Here is a 15,532-nt window from a genome sequence, read left to right as displayed (position 1 = left end):
AAACGAAATATATAGTAAGTGTCTGGTGTTTGTTAAAATGGAATAAAAAGTAGCAGAAAAATAAAGGAATCAGCTATTTCTTGTGGAATTACCTATAATATATTTCTTTTTCTAGGATATTACTTTAAAATGATATGTTATCAGATAGAATTATAGAATACTAAAACAAAACACAAAGATGAAGTTTGCTGAATTTAGGGGGTGCCTTACTTTTGAACAACAGTGATATTTTAGTTAGCCTTGATATAGGTACTACAAAAATCAAAGTAATAATTGGAGAAGTATTAAATGACTCCTTAAACATTATTGGAGTAGGGTCTGCAAAGTCTAATGGTATGAAAAAAGGCGCCATAGTAGACATTGATCAGACAGTTCAATCAATACGTAATGCTGTGGAGCAGGCCGAACGGATGGTTGGGATGCAGATTGACCGTGTAGTCGTGGGGATTAATGGCAATCACATTCAGTTACAGCCATGTCACGGCGTTGTCGCGGTGCAAAGTGAAGACAGAGAAATTGGAGATGAAGATATTAACCGTGTCATCGATGGTGCACAGGTTGTGTCTATTCCACCTGAAAGAGAAATTATTGATGTGATCCCCAAACAGTTTATTGTTGACGGTCTTGATGAAATAACAGACCCAAGGGGAATGATTGGTGTGCGACTGGAGATGGAAGGTACTATTATTACCTGTTCTAAAACCGTACTCCACAATATATTAAAATGCGTAGAACGGGCTAATCTTCAAGTTGCCGATATTTGCCTCCAGCCGTTAGCAGCTGGAACTGTAGCCTTATCCAAAGATGAAATGAATATGGGTGTTGCGCTTATTAACATTGGCGGCGGTTGTTCTACCGTATCTGTATTCGAAAATGATCATCTTGCAGCAACAAGTGTTATTCCTTTGGGAGGAGATAATATTACGAAAGATCTCTCCATTGGGATGCGAACGACTTCCGAGGAAGCAGAGGACGTAAAGCGTAATTATGGACATGCTTTTTATAATAATGCCCAGGAAGACGAAACGTTTGAAGTATCTGTAATCGGAAGTAATTCAAAACAAACATATAACCAGTTGCAAATCTCTGATATGATCGAAGCAAGGTTGGAGGAAATCTATGCCTTTGCGGAACGTGAAATTAGAAAAATGGGATATGGCGAATTGCCTGGTGGGTTTGTCTTAACAGGTGGAACAATGGCCATGCCTGGAGTATTAGAGTTGGCACAGGACATGTTCCATACAAGTGTACGAATAGCTATACCTGATTACATAGGTGTTCGGGAACCGCAATTCACCGCAGGAGTAGGAATCTTGCAATTTGCATACCGAAATGCGAAAATACAGGGAAAAGAGTTATTTCCTTCTGTTATTGTGCCTGAACAAGATCAAAGGCCAAAAAGAACTAAAAAACAAACTCAATATAATGAACCAAATGAAAAAAAGAAAAAGGAATCCAGCATAGCAAACTTGTTTAAGAATTTCTTTGATTAGTGTGCTAGTTTTGTAGAATGTTAATGTAAAATTCGATGATCGCTTCATGAAGACTAGTTGAAACGAACCCTTACATATAGGGAAAGTGAGCTTCTGGGACGCTTGTAATTTGCATATAGGAGGAACGGAATATGTTAGAGTTTGATACAAATATGGAAGAGTTAGCAACAATAAAAGTAATCGGCGTCGGCGGTGGCGGTAACAATGCAGTAAACCGTATGATTGAGCATGGAGTTGAAGGTGTAGAATTTATCGCTGTAAACACTGATGCTCAAGCGTTAAATCTATCAAAAGCAGAAGTGAAAATACAGATTGGTGGCAAATTGACACGTGGACTTGGTGCAGGCGCTAACCCGGAAGTAGGAAAAAAAGCTGCTGAAGAAAGCAAAGAACAGTTAGAGGAAGTGCTACAGGGCGCTGATATGATCTTTGTTACTGCCGGAATGGGTGGAGGTACCGGAACAGGAGCAGCACCTGTTATAGCACAAATTGCGAAAGACCTTGGTGCGTTAACTGTCGGTGTTGTAACACGTCCTTTCTCTTTTGAAGGGAGAAGACGTTCGACTCAGGCAATATCAGGTATCGAAGCACTAAAATCAAGTGTCGATACGCTTATCGTGATTCCAAATGATCGTTTGCTAGAAATAGTTGATAAAAACACACCAATGCTTGAAGCCTTCCGAGAGGCGGATAATGTATTACGCCAAGGTGTTCAAGGTATTTCTGATCTGATTGCAAAACCTGGATTGATCAACGTAGACTTCGCCGATGTAAAGACTATTATGTTTGATAAAGGTTCTGCTCTTATGGGTATTGGTGTAGCTACAGGAGAAACACGTGCTACTGAAGCAGCTAAAAAGGCAATTTCTTCACCATTGCTTGAAACTTCAATTGATGGGGCACATGGTATATTAATGAACATTACGGGTGGAACAAACTTGAGCTTGTATGAGGTTCAAGAAGCTGCTGATCTAGTTACCTCTGCAGCAGATAATGAGGTTAATGTGATTTTTGGTTCAGTAATTAATGAAGACCTTAAAGATGAAATTGTTGTTACAGTTATTGCAACCGGATTTGATGAGGCTGTCCAAAAAGCAGAAAAGCAACCTAAACAACAAACACAACGTCCAGTAATCAATCACAATCAGCATGCAGCTACGCGTGCAAATGAGGAAGCTCCAACTAGAGAAACCTCACAACCACGAGCTAATAAACAAGAGGATGAAACATTGGATATTCCTACTTTCTTAAGAAATAGAAACCGTAATCGCTAAAATTGATTAACATAAAAAGATGAACTCTGTTCCAATCAGGGTTCATCTTTTTTTATGGTTCAAAACTAGATAGAATAAAAGGATTCAGATTAGTGCCTGTTCACCTCCGCACTTAGAGAATAGCGAGACTTTCCTCACTTCCTTTTTCATCTGCCTCCTACTTAACGTATGTTTGCCTGACATATTCCTCGATAACTAGTTGAAATTAGCGCCTTTACGCATACAAGAAGTGACAGACTTTGCTCTGCTGCTTCGGTATACTTTCATTACTATCTAAATACTCCTACCAACCATGCTTTTATTTACTCTCCAGATGACAGGATATCCGAAAGGAAGAGCTGCTTTGATCATATATTTGGACGCTGTCTGGATGCTAAACTTTTTACTCGATGCGATGTTACTTCTATTAACTCAAGCTCTAGGCAGAGAAGTAACAAAGAAATGGAGAATCATATGTGGAGCATTTATAGCCTCTCTTCTGGTGCCGATTACCTTTTATTTTCCTGAATCTTTTTTTGTGGGAGTGGTTGGAAAGGTGCTGTATTCCATTTTTATTATATGGTGTGCCTTCGGGTTTAAGTCCATTTATCGTACGCTGAAATTACTGCTGATTTTCTATTTTTCTACCTTTTCTATAGGGGGTGGGTTACTAGCTGTTCACTTTCTCATTCAAAATCCTGTATCACTATCTGGAAGCAGTGTCCTTACCTTTAATGGAGGATTTGGAGACCCTGTCAGCTGGGTGTTTGTCGTTGTTGGGTTCCCAATTATATGGTGGTTTACTAAGAATCGAATGGACAAGCACGCAACGGAAAAAATTCGCTACGATCAACTCTGTATGGTAACCATACAGTTGAACAAGGCTACTTATTCTACACAGGGATACATTGATAGTGGTAATCAATTGACAGATCCTATAACAAAAAAGCCTGTGGTGATCTGTGATGAAAGCTTCCTCAAAAATTGGTTTACAGAAAAAGACTGGCAGTTAATAAAAGCGTCGTATGAAGACCTAAATTTTGAACAACTCCCTAGTGAATGGGAGCGATTTATTCAGATCGTGCCATATCAAGGGGTGCAAGGTAAAAGTGAATTTCTTTTTACGGTAAGGCCTGAAAAGTTAATGGTATATTACGGTGAACAAAAATTAGTTACGTCAAACGTGTTAATCGGTATCCAGTTTGCGGAGTTGGTAAAGGACGGAAGTTACCATTGTTTGTTGCAACCACAAATTATAAAACTAGCAGCTATTAGTTCTGCATAAAAAGGAGAGATTTAGATTGAAATCTGTTAAACTTCGTCTTCGTCTATGGTGGTATAAGGTACTCATTAAATTAGGGATTAAATCGGATGAAATCTATTATATTGGTGGAAGTGAAGCTTTGCCACCACCCCTTTCCAAACAAGAGGAACAAGAGCTTCTTATTCTACTTCCTAAAGGGGATAAGTCAGCAAGAGCAGTCCTAATAGAGCGTAATCTTCGTCTTGTTGTGTATATCGCTCGCAAATTTGAAAACACCGGAATTAATATAGAGGACTTAATTAGCATTGGAACAATTGGCCTAATAAAAGCTGTTAATACATTTAACCCTGAAAAACAAATCAAATTAGCTACCTATGCTTCTAGGTGTATAGAAAATGAAATTCTTATGTATCTTAGAAGAAATAATAAGCTTAAATCTGAAATCTCCTTTGATGAGCCTCTCAACATTGATTGGGATGGAAATGAGCTTCTTTTATCAGACGTTTTAGGAACAGATGATGATATTATTACCAAAAATCTTGAATCCAATGTAGATAAGAGCCTTCTAAAAAGTGCTCTATCACAATTAAATGATCGAGAAAAGCAAATTATGGAATTGCGTTTCGGCCTAATTGGTCAGGAAGAAAAAACGCAAAAGGATGTAGCTGATATGTTAGGAATTTCACAGTCCTATATTTCAAGACTGGAGAAAAAAATAATTCGTCGATTAAAAAAAGAATTTAATAAAATGGTCTAGCCTTATCACTCTAAGATTTAAGAGCACTTTGCAACATGCATGTCACTGACCATACTGCATAAAAAGCTTTCCAGGTGGAGAAACTGTCCTTGAACAGCATCGCCATCTGGGAGGGTTGAACTAAAGTGACTAGACATAAAGTTGAAATATGTGGTGTTGATACATCGAAATTGCCCGTACTAAAAAACGATGAAATGCGAAAATTATTTGTTAGAATGCAGCAAGAAGATGACATTTCTGCGAGAGAACAATTGGTAAATGGGAATTTACGACTTGTTTTAAGTGTTATTCAGCGGTTTAATAATCGCGGTGAATTTGTCGATGATTTGTTTCAGGTCGGCTGCATTGGTTTAATGAAATCCATTGATAACTTTGATTTATCACATAATGTAAGATTTTCGACGTATGCTGTGCCCATGATCATTGGAGAAATTAGGAGGTATCTCAGGGATAATAATCCAATTAGGGTATCCCGGTCTTTACGAGATATTGCATACAAGGCACTACAGGTTAGAGAAAAATTAATTAATAAAACATCAAAAGAACCAACACCTATGGAAATAGCGGAAGAGATGGGGGTTCCTCATTCTGATATTGTTTTCGCCATGGATGCTATTCAAGACCCTGTATCTCTATTTGAGCCAATTTATAATGATGGTGGGGATCCAATATTTGTGATGGACCAAATTAGTGACGAAAAGGATAAAGATTCAACGTGGCTTGATAAACTGTCATTAAAAGAAGGTATGCATCAGCTGAATGCACGGGAAAAAATGATATTGAATAAACGTTTTTTCCAAGGGAAAACACAGATGGAAGTTGCAGATGAAATTGGCATTTCGCAGGCACAAGTATCTAGGCTAGAGAAAGCAGCCATTAAACAAATGAATAAACAGATGTTTGAATAAAAAAATACGATTGGATTATGAGCTCAACTAAAGATCCGAACTATACTAAAGCCAAGAACTTTAGTATATGTTCGGATTTTTTATGGTTAAAAGATTTCATCTTGAAAAGTGTATGTAATCCCATATCATTCTTACTTTCATTGGTTTCTATTTTTAAATTCTCTATTATTGAAATTTCCATGAAATTGTTTAAATGTATTGCATATATTTAAAGTAATTGGGGGGATGGAAAATGATGAAGTTATCGGAGTTGCAAGTCAAAGAAGTTATTATTGTTGACGATGGTAAGAGACTTGGACATATAACAGACCTTGAAATTGATACAGATAGAGGCAAGATTGTAGCGATCGTGCTGACGATTAAAGATAAAAAGAGTGGTTTTTTTGGAAAAGCAGATGAGTTGGTTATCCATTGGGAACAAATCGTAAGGATCGGATCTGACGTGATTTTAGTGAAGAACGTTGGAGAACCTAAACTCTATTCAGGGCATTTTATTACAGGGCATAACGGTTGAAACCGTGTAAATGTGGTAAAATGGTTCAAGAACATGGGGGAGGTTAAGACATGAGTGAACCGTTTATCACAAAGCATACGTCTTATTTACGTATCGAAAAATGGGAAAAGCTGTCACCGTCATTGACAGTTGGATTTTCAACAAAAATAGGGGGGATTAGTAAACCGCCTTTTCAACAATTGAATATGGGTTTACATGTTCAAGATAACCAACAAGATGTTATAGAAAACAGAGAAAAACTAGCAGAGGACCTTTCTTTTCCCCTTTCAAGCTGGGTAGTGGGAGAACAAGTCCATGATATAAACATTAAAACAGTCACAAAACAGGATGTTGGAAGTGGCGCAAGTAATTATGACACCTCTATCTCCAATATAGATGGAATGGTGACAAGAGAGAAGGGAGTATTCTGTACTGCCTTTTTTGCAGATTGTGTCCCATTGTTTTTCTTTGATTCCAAACAGAATATTATAGGGGTTGCTCATGCCGGGTGGAGAGGATCTGTACATGGGATTGGTCAACAAATGGTCGAAAGGTTTCGTAGCCTTGGCTCGGATCCTTCCGATTTGCAAGCTGTAATCGGTCCATGTATCTCCAAAAAGTATTATGAAGTGGACGAGCAGGTGATAACCCATATACCGAAGCCATTTCATTCGAATAGTGTAACGGTAAAACAAAATGGTCGCTTTAACCTTGATTTAAAACAACTAAATAAGGATATTCTTTTACAATCTGGGGTATTACGTAATAATATAGGTGTAACAAATTACTGCACCTATGAGGACAGCGAACTGTTTTTCTCTCATCGGAGGGATAACGGGAAAACGGGGAGAATGCTTGGTTTTATTGGTTTTTCTGATTAGCTCAGGCGAAGGAGGAGAAGGGTAAGCATGCAAGTTGCAGCAAATCTTAAAGAAATTAATCGTAGAATTGAAGATGCTTGTAAAAATAGTAATCGCTCAGTTAAGGATATCACCCTAATTGGAGTGACGAAATATGTTACAATAGAACGAACCGAGGAAGCAATTAAAGCTGGTGTATGCGATCTAGGGGAAAACCGCCTTGAGGGATTTAGGGAAAAATACGATTACTTTCAGGGGACAGATGTTAAATGGCATTTCATCGGAACCCTACAGTCAAGAAAAGTTAAAGATGTTATCCATCAGGTTGACGTGATCCACTCATTAGACAGGCTTTCTCTTGCTAAAGAGATTAATAAGCGTACCGAAAAAAAGATAGATTGTTTTATTCAAGTGAATGTAAGCAAAGAACAATCCAAGCATGGAATATTGCCAGAAGAGGTGCTTCCGTTTATTGAAAAGTTGCGTGAGTATGAAAATATTCGAGTAATTGGCTTAATGACGATGGCGCCACATACGGAAGACGAGACAGTGCTTCGTCAGGTATTCAAGAGACTTGCATCCCTTAAAGCAGAAGTGCAAGAGAAGCACTATGAATCAGCACCTTGTGCGTATTTGTCAATGGGAATGAGCAACGACTATGAGGTGGCAATTGAAGAAGGAGCTACCCATATCCGAATCGGAACCAAATTAGTGGGGTGAAAAAGATGAGTATAAAAAACAAATTAAAAAATTATTTTACCATGGATGAAGAATATGAGTATGAATATGTGGAAGTTCCAAATGATGAACAAGCAGAACCCGAACAAAAAGAGACACAGCAGGGAAAGAAACAGAATGTTGTTAGCTTAACTAGTATGCAGCAAGCATCCTCAAAGGTAGTGCTGTGTGAGCCTAGGACCTATAATGAAGCACAAGAGATTGCAGACAATATTATGAACCGACGCGCCGTCGTTATTAATCTGCAACGAGTGGACCATCAGCAGGCAAAACGAATTGTTGATTTTTTAAGTGGTACTGTATATGCTCTAAATGGAGATATACAAAAGCTTGGGGCAGAGACTTTTCTCTGTACACCGGATAATGTAAATGTTTCTGGAACAATTTCAGAGGCACTTTCAGAAAATGATTTTGAAAAGGGATGGTAGATAGATGTTTCAATTATTTCAGTTATTAGATACAGCGCTTTATGTTTATAGTTTAGCGCTAATTGTTTATATTTTTATGTCTTGGTTTCCTGGTGCAAGAGAATCGAGTATTGGTAGCTTTTTGACTAAGATTTGTGAGCCATATTTAGAACAGTTCCGGAAATTCATCCCACCTATCGGTATGATTGATTTATCTCCAATCGTAGGGATATTTGTCATCCATTTAGCGAGAATGGGATTATGGGAATTTTACAAGATATTATTCTAGGATGGTACATATGGACATATATCAGCATTTCAGAAAAGACGAACAACCTTTTATTGATAAGGTACTTTCTTGGAAAGAGCAGGTTGAGAGAAACTTTCAACCGAGGCTTACCGATTTTCTTGACCCTAGAGAACAGCAGATTGTAAAAATGCTTATTGGTGGAGAGTCTTCGGATATAAAGCTTTCTTTTGAAGGTGGTACTGCTGAGGCTGAAAGGAAGCGTGCTGTTCTTGCTCCCTATTATGATGAAATAAGCATAGAAGATTTTCAGCTGACCTTATGCCAAGCAACATATCAAAGTAAATTTGTTACCATAGAACATCGAGACGTAATGGGAGCGTTTTTGTCGCTAGGAATTAAGAGACAGAAATTCGGTGATATTACTGTAAAAAATGGCATTTTGCAAATTGTATTGGGGGATGAAATAGCCCCATTTGTAAAAGCGAATTTGAATATGATTAAAAAAGCCAAAGTAACACTTGAAGAAAAGCCTTTATCTGAAGGATTGGCAACTGAACAGCAGTGGGACTTTTCCGATAAAACAGTTTCTTCTTTACGTTTGGATACGGTACTAAAAGAGATTTACCATCTATCCAGAAAGGATGCGGCGGCTTACATAACCAAACAGCAAGTGAAAGTGAATTATAAGGTAGTGGAAGACGGTAAGTACGGCCTTCAAGAAGGTGACTTATTGTCCTTAAGAGGGAAGGGAAGAAGTAAACTTGCTGCCGTTAATGGAACTACAAAAAAAGATAAGTTGAAAATAACCATCGCTGTGCTAAAATAAAATCATACCTATGCAGGAATACAACGATTTTTGTCGAATTAAAGATGGACAGGTATTATTGAGAAATTGTTATTATTCATTATTATTACAGATGGAATGCTATTACTTTAAAGGAGGTGGCCAATGTGCCATTAACGCCACTAGATATTCATAATAAGGAATTTACAAGAAAGTTTAAAGGATATGATGAAGACGAGGTCAATGAGTTTCTTGATCAGGTCATAAAAGATTATGAGATTGTGATCAGAGATAAAAAGGACCTTGCTGAAAAAGTGGAGCAACTGACAGAAAGACTCGGACATTTTACGAACATTGAAGAAACACTTAATAAGTCTATTCTAATTGCGCAAGAAACTGCAGAAGAACTTAAAGGAAATGCGACGAAAGAATCGAAGCTAATCATTAAAGAAGCAGAGAAAAATGCAGATCGTATTATTAACGAAGCATTAAGTAAATCGAGACGTATCTCAATGGACGTAGAAGAGCTTAAAAAACAGGCAAAAGTTTTCCGTACACGCTTGAAAATGCTAGTTGAAGCCCAATTAGATATGATCGGGACAGATGATTGGGAACAGCTTTTTGACGCTGAAATTGGAGAAGAACTTGAATTAGCGGAAAATGAATCTTAAATCTTGACGGCGGCACAATTTTTACATATAATTCATAGACATAAACAAAGTGAATTGTAGGACAATGATATAGGTTATACGTTGACGGAGACAGTATAGAAGGATCCTCTGATTATAGCGAACTGGAATATGGTGTGAGCCCAGTACAGAAACTTCTAGAACATCACTCCCGAGTATTCATTGCGAACAAAGAGTAGTAATGAACGGTTTATCCTCGTTACGGATATCGAGTGAATTTAAAATCGCTATGGTTTTAAGTTTATAAGGGTGGTACCGCGAGTCTTCTCGTCCCTTTTGGGATTTGAGGGCTTTTTTTATTTCATTGAAAACAGGAGGAGCATTTATGGATTACAAGGATACGTTATTAATGCCAAAGACAGAATTTCCGATGCGTGGAAATTTACCAAATAAAGAACCAAAACGCCAAGAGGAATGGGAAGAGAAGGATATCTATCAAAAAAGCCTTCAACGCTCTAAAGGAAAACCTTTGTTTGTGTTGCATGATGGACCTCCGTATGCAAATGGAGATATCCATATTGGGCATGCGCTTAATAAAATTTTAAAGGATTTTATCACGCGTTATAAATCCATGACAGGTTACTATGCCCCTTATGTACCAGGTTGGGATACACACGGCCTGCCAATTGAAACAGCTCTAACAAAGAAAAAGAAGGTAAAACGAAAAGAACTTAGCATTGCAGAATTCAGACAGCTATGTGCTGACTATGCTTTAGGTCAAGTTGATAGCCAACGTACACAATTCAAACAGCTAGGTGTTAGAGGAGATTGGGATAACCCTTATATTACCTTAACAAAGGATTATGAAGCTGCCCAAATTAAAGTTTTCGGTGAAATGGCCAAAAAAGGATATATTTATAAAGGCCTTAAGCCCGTCTATTGGTCTCCTTCTTCTGAGTCAGCACTTGCTGAAGCGGAAATTGAGTATCATGACAAGCGGTCTGCTTCTATTTACGTAGGATTTGAAGTGAAGGATGGTAAAGACCTGCTTGATGGTGGAGAGAAAATTATTATTTGGACCACTACACCATGGACCATGCCGGCAAACTTAGGGATTAGTGTACATCCTGAATTAGAATATGTCGTTGTAGCGGCAAATAATGAAAAATTTGTTCTTGCTCAAGCCCTAGTGGAATCAGTAGCAGAGACACTAGAGTGGGGAAACTACGAAATTATAAAAACTTTTAAAGGACAAGAAGCAGATCGTATTGTTGCCAAACATCCTTTCTATGATAGAGATTCGCTTGTAATGCTAGGCGATCATGTCACAACAGATGCAGGTACAGGTTGTGTTCATACCGCTCCAGGGCACGGGGAAGACGACTTTTATGTTTCTCGTAGCTATGGCATTGATGCATTATGTCCAGTAGATGAGAAAGGTGTATTTACCAATGAAGCACCAGGTTTTGAAGGTCTTTTCTATGATGAAGCAAATAAAGTCATCACAGAAAAGTTAGAGGAAGTCGGAGCATTATTAAAACTTAGCTTTATAACACACTCTTATCCACATGATTGGAGAACAAAAAAACCGACTATTTTCCGTGCTACAGCTCAATGGTTTGCGTCTATTAAAGATTTCCGCCAGAACATTCTGGATGAGATTAAAGAAGTGAACTGGTATCCAAATTGGGGAGAGACACGCCTTTACAATATGGTCCGTGATCGTGAAGATTGGTGCATTTCTCGTCAACGTACTTGGGGAGTACCTATCCCAGTATTTTACGCAGAGGATAACACTCCAATTATAACGGATGAAACAATTCAGCATGTTTCGGATCTCTTTAAAGAACATGGATCAAATATTTGGTTCGAATGGGATGCAAAAGATCTTTTGCCAGAAGGGTTTACGTCTGAAAATAGTCCGAGCGATGTGTTTACCAAAGAGACAGATATCATGGATGTTTGGTTCGACTCAGGTTCATCCCATGAAGGGGTTTTAGAAGAACGTAATGACCTTCAGCGTCCAGCAGATGTCTATCTAGAAGGTAGTGACCAATATCGTGGTTGGTTTAACTCTTCCCTATCTACTGCTGTAGCTGTAACTGGCAAATCTCCATATAAAACGGTCATCAGCCATGGATTTGTATTGGATGGTAATGGAAGAAAAATGAGTAAATCACTTGGTAATGTTATGGTACCATCTAAGGTCCAAAAACAACTTGGTTCAGATATTTTACGACTATGGGTGTCTTCAGTAGATTATCAAGCGGATGTTCGTATCTCAAATGATATTTTGAAGCAAATTTCTGAAGCTTACCGTAAGATCCGTAATACATTCCGCTTTATGTTAGCCAATCTTTCTGACTTTAATCCAGAAACAGATCGTGTTGCCCATAATGATTTGGAAGAAGTGGATCAATATATGCTTCAACGCTTGCAACGTTTGTTGAAAGATGTAAGAGCGAATTATGAGAACTATGAGTTTTCTCCAATCTTCCACCAAATTCATAATTTCTGTGCAGTTGATCTAAGCTCTTTCTATCTGGATTTCGCAAAAGATGTCTTATATATTGAGTCTAGAGAAAATCACCGTCGTAGAAGCATCCAGACGGGGTATTATGAGATTTTGACAACACTGGTTAAGCTTCTTACACCAATTATCCCGCATACAGCAGACGAGGTTTGGGAGTATATACCAGGCACAAATGAAGAAAGTGTTCAGCTGACAGATATTCCAGAAGTAACAGATAATCAATTAGTTGAGCTATCTGAGAAATGGGATCACTTTATGAAGGTTAGAGATGATGTGTTAAAAGCATTAGAGGAAGCGCGGAATGATAAAGTAATTGGCAAATCGCTTGAGGCGAAGATCACCATTGTTCCAAAAGATAAGGAAACAAAAGATGTATTAGAAGCACTGGCTCCACTACATCAGTACTTAATTGTTTCTGAAGCAGTCGTGCAAGAAAACGCAGAGAATACGAAAGCCTATAAATATGTGGATGTTGCTGTTGAAGCCCATCCTGGTGAAAAATGTGAACGTTGCTGGGTAGCGTCCGAAACAGTAGGCGAAGACAAGGAGCATCCGACCCTTTGCACACGTTGTGCAGATGTGGTAAAGGAACATTATAGTGCATAGGTTTTTCAATACTCCTCTTAGTACTAAGGGGAGTATTTTTTTGCACATTAGGAAAGTATAAAATTTCAGCAAGGAAGCAAAGTCGATGCAGTTGAAATTTTAAGGTTCCAAGTATAAGAAAAACGTACCATTCACAAAAGGACGAGCAAATGCGAGTTTTTCTAAAGATAAGAAAGTATAAGTCTAAAATTGAGGGCCAAGAAAAGCTGGGTCATGCTGCTGTTAAACCTGTTGGGGCTATTTTAGCAGGCATTTCTTAGATCGAGAGCTTGCGCTTTTGGCCATGAGTACTGAATTGAAAATTTCTTCATTTACGTTTAAGATAAAAAGGACACATATTGGAGAATCGGAGGAACCAGAATGTACATATACTATATTATTTCGCTTATCGTGATCGGAATAGACCAACTGACCAAATGGCTGGTTGTTAAAAATATGGATTACGGTGAAGAAATAACAATTATCGATCAGTTTTTTTCGCTAACCTCCCATCGTAATACAGGTGCTGCATGGGGTATATTAGAGGGGCAAATGATTTTCTTTTACATTATTACGCTTGTTGTTGTAATTGGTATTATCGTATACATGCAACGTTTCGTAAAGGGAAATCGTGGGTTGGCAATCGCGTTAAGTCTTCTTTTAGGTGGGGCAATTGGGAATTTTATTGATCGATTGTTTCGTAAGGAAGTTGTCGACTTTTTTGATTTTGTTATCTTTGGCTATGATTTCCCGATATTCAATATAGCTGACTCGGCTCTTGTAGTTGGAGTGTTTTGCATTATTATTGCTACAATGATGGATGAGTTAAAGAAAGGAAAAGGTAAAAAATGAGTTTATTTCAACATGAGGTAATAGCTTCTGAAGCAAGTACACGCTTGGACAAGCTGCTTTCAGAAATTAATCAGGATAGCTCTAGGTCCCAAGTCCAGTCATGGATTAGTAAGGGACTTGTTAAAGTAAATGGCCAAGAGTCCAAAGCGAATTACAAGTGCCAAGAAGGAGATATGCTCGATTGGTCTATACCAGAGCCAGAGGCATTAACAATCCTTCCAGAAAACATACAACTGGATATTGTGTATGAAGATCAAGATTTATTAGTAGTGAATAAGGAGAAAGGCATGGTTGTTCATCCTTCAGCGGGGCACCAAACAGGAACGATGGTGAATGCACTTCTTTACCATTGTCAGGACCTTTCTGGTATAAATGGTGTAGAGAGACCAGGGATCGTTCATCGAATCGATAAAGATACTAGTGGTCTCCTTGTAGTTGCCAAAAATGATCTTGCCCATAGAAATTTATCAGAACAAATGTCTGAAAAAACTATCGAACGTAAATATGAAGCGCTCGTCCATGGGGAAATTCCTCATGAAACAGGTATGGTTGACGCTCCAATTGGAAGAGACCCTAAGGATAGGCAAAAAATGGCTGTCGTGGACAATGGAAAACCCGCGATAACACATTTTCAAGTATTAAAAAGCTATCCAGATTATACACGGATCGAATGCCAGCTGGAGACAGGAAGAACGCACCAAATTCGTGTACACATGAAATATATTGGCTACCCACTTGTAGGGGATCCAAAGTATGGCCCAAGAAAAACATTGGATGCAAACGGTCAAGTATTGCATGCTAAATCGCTTGCGTTTACTCACCCTAGAACAGGTGAGTGGCTGAAATTCGAAGCTCCTTTACCGACCTACTTTGCAGATGTAATAGACTATATTGAGAAAATGTATTGACATGAACGGCGAACTTTGTAATAATGAACCAAATGAATAGTTGACCCTTTAAAAATAGTCCAGTGAGGCTTAAAAGGATTCGGTTGTAACAATGACATTCTGAACTGTGTCCCTTTTTCCTCATGGAGAAAGGGATTTTTCTATGGTTGGAGTGTTTAACATGAAGAAAAAAACTGAAATCCTAGATCAGGCGGCAATTAACCGAGCCATTACTAGAATTGCACATGAAATTTTAGAGAAAAATAAAGGCGGAGAAGAGCTCGTGCTCATTGGGGTAAAAACCCGTGGCGTTCCTCTTACCAAACGATTACAGGAGAAAATTCTCCAAATAGAAAACATTACCGTACCTACTGGCGAACTGGATATTACGCTTTATCGTGATGATCTTGATAAAGTAAGCGAAGATGAAGAGCCACAGCTTAAGGGGACGCATATTTCCGTAGATCTTTCTGGAAAAAGAGTTATTCTCCTTGACGATGTGCTCTACACAGGGAGAACAGTTCGTGCAGCAATGGACGCTGTGATGGACACAGGAAGACCCTCACAAATTCAGTTAGCCGTCCTTGTTGATAGAGGGCACCGTGAGCTGCCGATCCGGGCAGACTATGTAGGCAAGAACATCCCTACTTCGGAAAAGGAAGTAATCACAGTAGAGTTACAAGAAACGGATGGTCAAGACCTTGTAACCATTTATGAAAAATAGCAGGAGGACCCTGCTTTTATAAAACCTTTAAACAGATACAGAGAGATCTGCAAGGTTGCCTTAGGAGACGTGTATACCCATAACAATACACGTATACCTCTTTGCAACTTTTGCA

16 protein-coding genes and 1 other annotated feature are annotated in these 15,532 nt (G+C 38.4%); all 16 genes read left to right on the top strand.

What is annotated here, in order from left to right; genetic code table 11:
• Nucleotides 1-212: 212 nt before the first annotated feature.
• Nucleotides 213-1,493 carry a cell division protein FtsA gene (gene ftsA / locus BN988_RS03785; protein ID WP_036573239.1) on the top strand — a complete coding sequence of 427 codons (1,281 nt, stop codon included), beginning with the start codon at nt 213-215 and terminating at the stop codon, nt 1,491-1,493.
• A 131-nt stretch (nt 1,494-1,624) separates the two neighbouring features.
• Nucleotides 1,625-2,767, top strand: coding sequence for a cell division protein FtsZ (gene ftsZ / locus BN988_RS03780; RefSeq protein WP_036573236.1), 1,143 nt, complete (start codon nt 1,625-1,627; stop codon nt 2,765-2,767).
• Nucleotides 2,768-3,110: 343 nt separating this feature from the next.
• Nucleotides 3,111-4,031 carry a sigma-E processing peptidase SpoIIGA gene (gene spoIIGA / locus BN988_RS03775; protein ID WP_036573235.1) on the top strand — a complete coding sequence of 307 codons (921 nt, stop codon included), beginning with the start codon at nt 3,111-3,113 and terminating at the stop codon, nt 4,029-4,031.
• Between the two features lie 16 nt (nt 4,032-4,047).
• Nucleotides 4,048-4,767, top strand: coding sequence for an RNA polymerase sporulation sigma factor SigE (gene sigE / locus BN988_RS03770; RefSeq protein WP_036573233.1), 720 nt, complete (start codon nt 4,048-4,050; stop codon nt 4,765-4,767).
• Nucleotides 4,768-4,892: 125 nt separating this feature from the next.
• Nucleotides 4,893-5,675 carry an RNA polymerase sporulation sigma factor SigG gene (gene sigG, locus BN988_RS03765; protein WP_036573231.1) on the top strand — a complete coding sequence of 261 codons (783 nt, stop codon included), beginning with the start codon at nt 4,893-4,895 and terminating at the stop codon, nt 5,673-5,675.
• A gap of 232 nt (nt 5,676-5,907) precedes the next feature.
• Nucleotides 5,908-6,189, top strand: a complete 282-nt coding sequence (locus tag BN988_RS03760) for a YlmC/YmxH family sporulation protein (protein ID WP_036573228.1) — start codon at nt 5,908-5,910, stop codon at nt 6,187-6,189.
• 50 nt (nt 6,190-6,239) lie between these two features.
• Nucleotides 6,240-7,049 carry a peptidoglycan editing factor PgeF gene (gene pgeF, locus BN988_RS03755; protein ID WP_036573225.1) on the top strand — a complete coding sequence of 270 codons (810 nt, stop codon included), beginning with the start codon at nt 6,240-6,242 and terminating at the stop codon, nt 7,047-7,049.
• Nucleotides 7,050-7,076: 27 nt separating this feature from the next.
• A complete protein-coding gene (locus BN988_RS03750; RefSeq protein ID WP_036573222.1) occupies nt 7,077-7,748 on the top strand; it encodes a YggS family pyridoxal phosphate-dependent enzyme in 672 nt (223 codons plus the stop codon).
• Nucleotides 7,749-7,753: 5 nt separating this feature from the next.
• Nucleotides 7,754-8,194: a cell division protein SepF gene (locus BN988_RS03745; protein ID WP_036573219.1), complete on the top strand. Its 441-nt coding sequence runs from the start codon at nt 7,754-7,756 to the stop codon at nt 8,192-8,194.
• Between the two features lie 4 nt (nt 8,195-8,198).
• Entirely contained in the window at nt 8,199-8,462 is a 264-nt protein-coding gene (locus BN988_RS03740; protein WP_036573217.1) for a YggT family protein, read from the top strand.
• A 10-nt stretch (nt 8,463-8,472) separates the two neighbouring features.
• Nucleotides 8,473-9,249 (top strand): YlmH family RNA-binding protein, encoded by a 777-nt coding sequence (locus tag BN988_RS03735; protein WP_036573214.1) that lies wholly within the window; start codon nt 8,473-8,475, stop codon nt 9,247-9,249.
• 125 nt (nt 9,250-9,374) lie between these two features.
• Nucleotides 9,375-9,878, top strand: a complete 504-nt coding sequence (locus tag BN988_RS03730; RefSeq protein WP_036573211.1) for a DivIVA domain-containing protein — start codon at nt 9,375-9,377, stop codon at nt 9,876-9,878.
• Nucleotides 9,879-9,950: 72 nt separating this feature from the next.
• Nucleotides 9,951-10,174: a binding site (T-box leader), on the top strand.
• Between the two features lie 47 nt (nt 10,175-10,221).
• On the top strand, nt 10,222-12,975 hold the full coding sequence (ileS, locus tag BN988_RS03725) for an isoleucine--tRNA ligase (RefSeq protein WP_036573208.1): 2,754 nt from the start codon (nt 10,222-10,224) through the stop codon (nt 12,973-12,975).
• A gap of 360 nt (nt 12,976-13,335) precedes the next feature.
• Nucleotides 13,336-13,806: a signal peptidase II gene (lspA, locus tag BN988_RS03720; RefSeq protein WP_036573206.1), complete on the top strand. Its 471-nt coding sequence runs from the start codon at nt 13,336-13,338 to the stop codon at nt 13,804-13,806.
• Nucleotides 13,803-14,714, top strand: a complete 912-nt coding sequence (locus BN988_RS03715; protein WP_036573204.1) for an RluA family pseudouridine synthase — start codon at nt 13,803-13,805, stop codon at nt 14,712-14,714. The genes lspA and BN988_RS03715 overlap by 4 nt, the downstream gene beginning before the upstream one ends.
• A gap of 160 nt (nt 14,715-14,874) precedes the next feature.
• Entirely contained in the window at nt 14,875-15,417 is a 543-nt protein-coding gene (gene pyrR / locus BN988_RS03710) for a bifunctional pyr operon transcriptional regulator/uracil phosphoribosyltransferase PyrR (protein WP_036573203.1), read from the top strand.
• Nucleotides 15,418-15,532 lie beyond the last annotated feature (115 nt).

The organism is Oceanobacillus picturae (assembly GCF_000612865.1).
In the GTDB taxonomy this organism is placed as follows: domain Bacteria; phylum Bacillota; class Bacilli; order Bacillales; family Amphibacillaceae; genus Oceanobacillus_B; species Oceanobacillus_B jordanicus.
This window is presented reverse-complemented; position numbering and strand designations above follow the sequence as displayed.

Excerpts from the sequence above, each read along its gene's own strand:
- BN988_RS03740 (WP_036573217.1), top strand. The coding sequence starts at position 8,199 with ATGTTTCAATTATTTCAGTTATTAGATACAGCGCTTTATGTTTATAGT.
- lspA (WP_036573206.1), top strand. The coding sequence starts at position 13,336 with ATGTACATATACTATATTATTTCGCTTATCGTGATCGGAATAGACCAA.
- BN988_RS03760 (WP_036573228.1), top strand. The coding sequence starts at position 5,908 with ATGATGAAGTTATCGGAGTTGCAAGTCAAAGAAGTTATTATTGTTGAC.
- BN988_RS03745 (WP_036573219.1), top strand. The coding sequence starts at position 7,754 with ATGAGTATAAAAAACAAATTAAAAAATTATTTTACCATGGATGAAGAA.
- ileS (WP_036573208.1), top strand. The coding sequence starts at position 10,222 with ATGGATTACAAGGATACGTTATTAATGCCAAAGACAGAATTTCCGATG.
- pyrR (WP_036573203.1), top strand. The coding sequence starts at position 14,875 with ATGAAGAAAAAAACTGAAATCCTAGATCAGGCGGCAATTAACCGAGCC.
- BN988_RS03715 (WP_036573204.1), top strand. The coding sequence starts at position 13,803 with ATGAGTTTATTTCAACATGAGGTAATAGCTTCTGAAGCAAGTACACGC.
- ftsZ (WP_036573236.1), top strand. The coding sequence starts at position 1,625 with ATGTTAGAGTTTGATACAAATATGGAAGAGTTAGCAACAATAAAAGTA.
- BN988_RS03750 (WP_036573222.1), top strand. The coding sequence starts at position 7,077 with ATGCAAGTTGCAGCAAATCTTAAAGAAATTAATCGTAGAATTGAAGAT.
- pgeF (WP_036573225.1), top strand. The coding sequence starts at position 6,240 with ATGAGTGAACCGTTTATCACAAAGCATACGTCTTATTTACGTATCGAA.
- BN988_RS03735 (WP_036573214.1), top strand. The coding sequence starts at position 8,473 with ATGGACATATATCAGCATTTCAGAAAAGACGAACAACCTTTTATTGAT.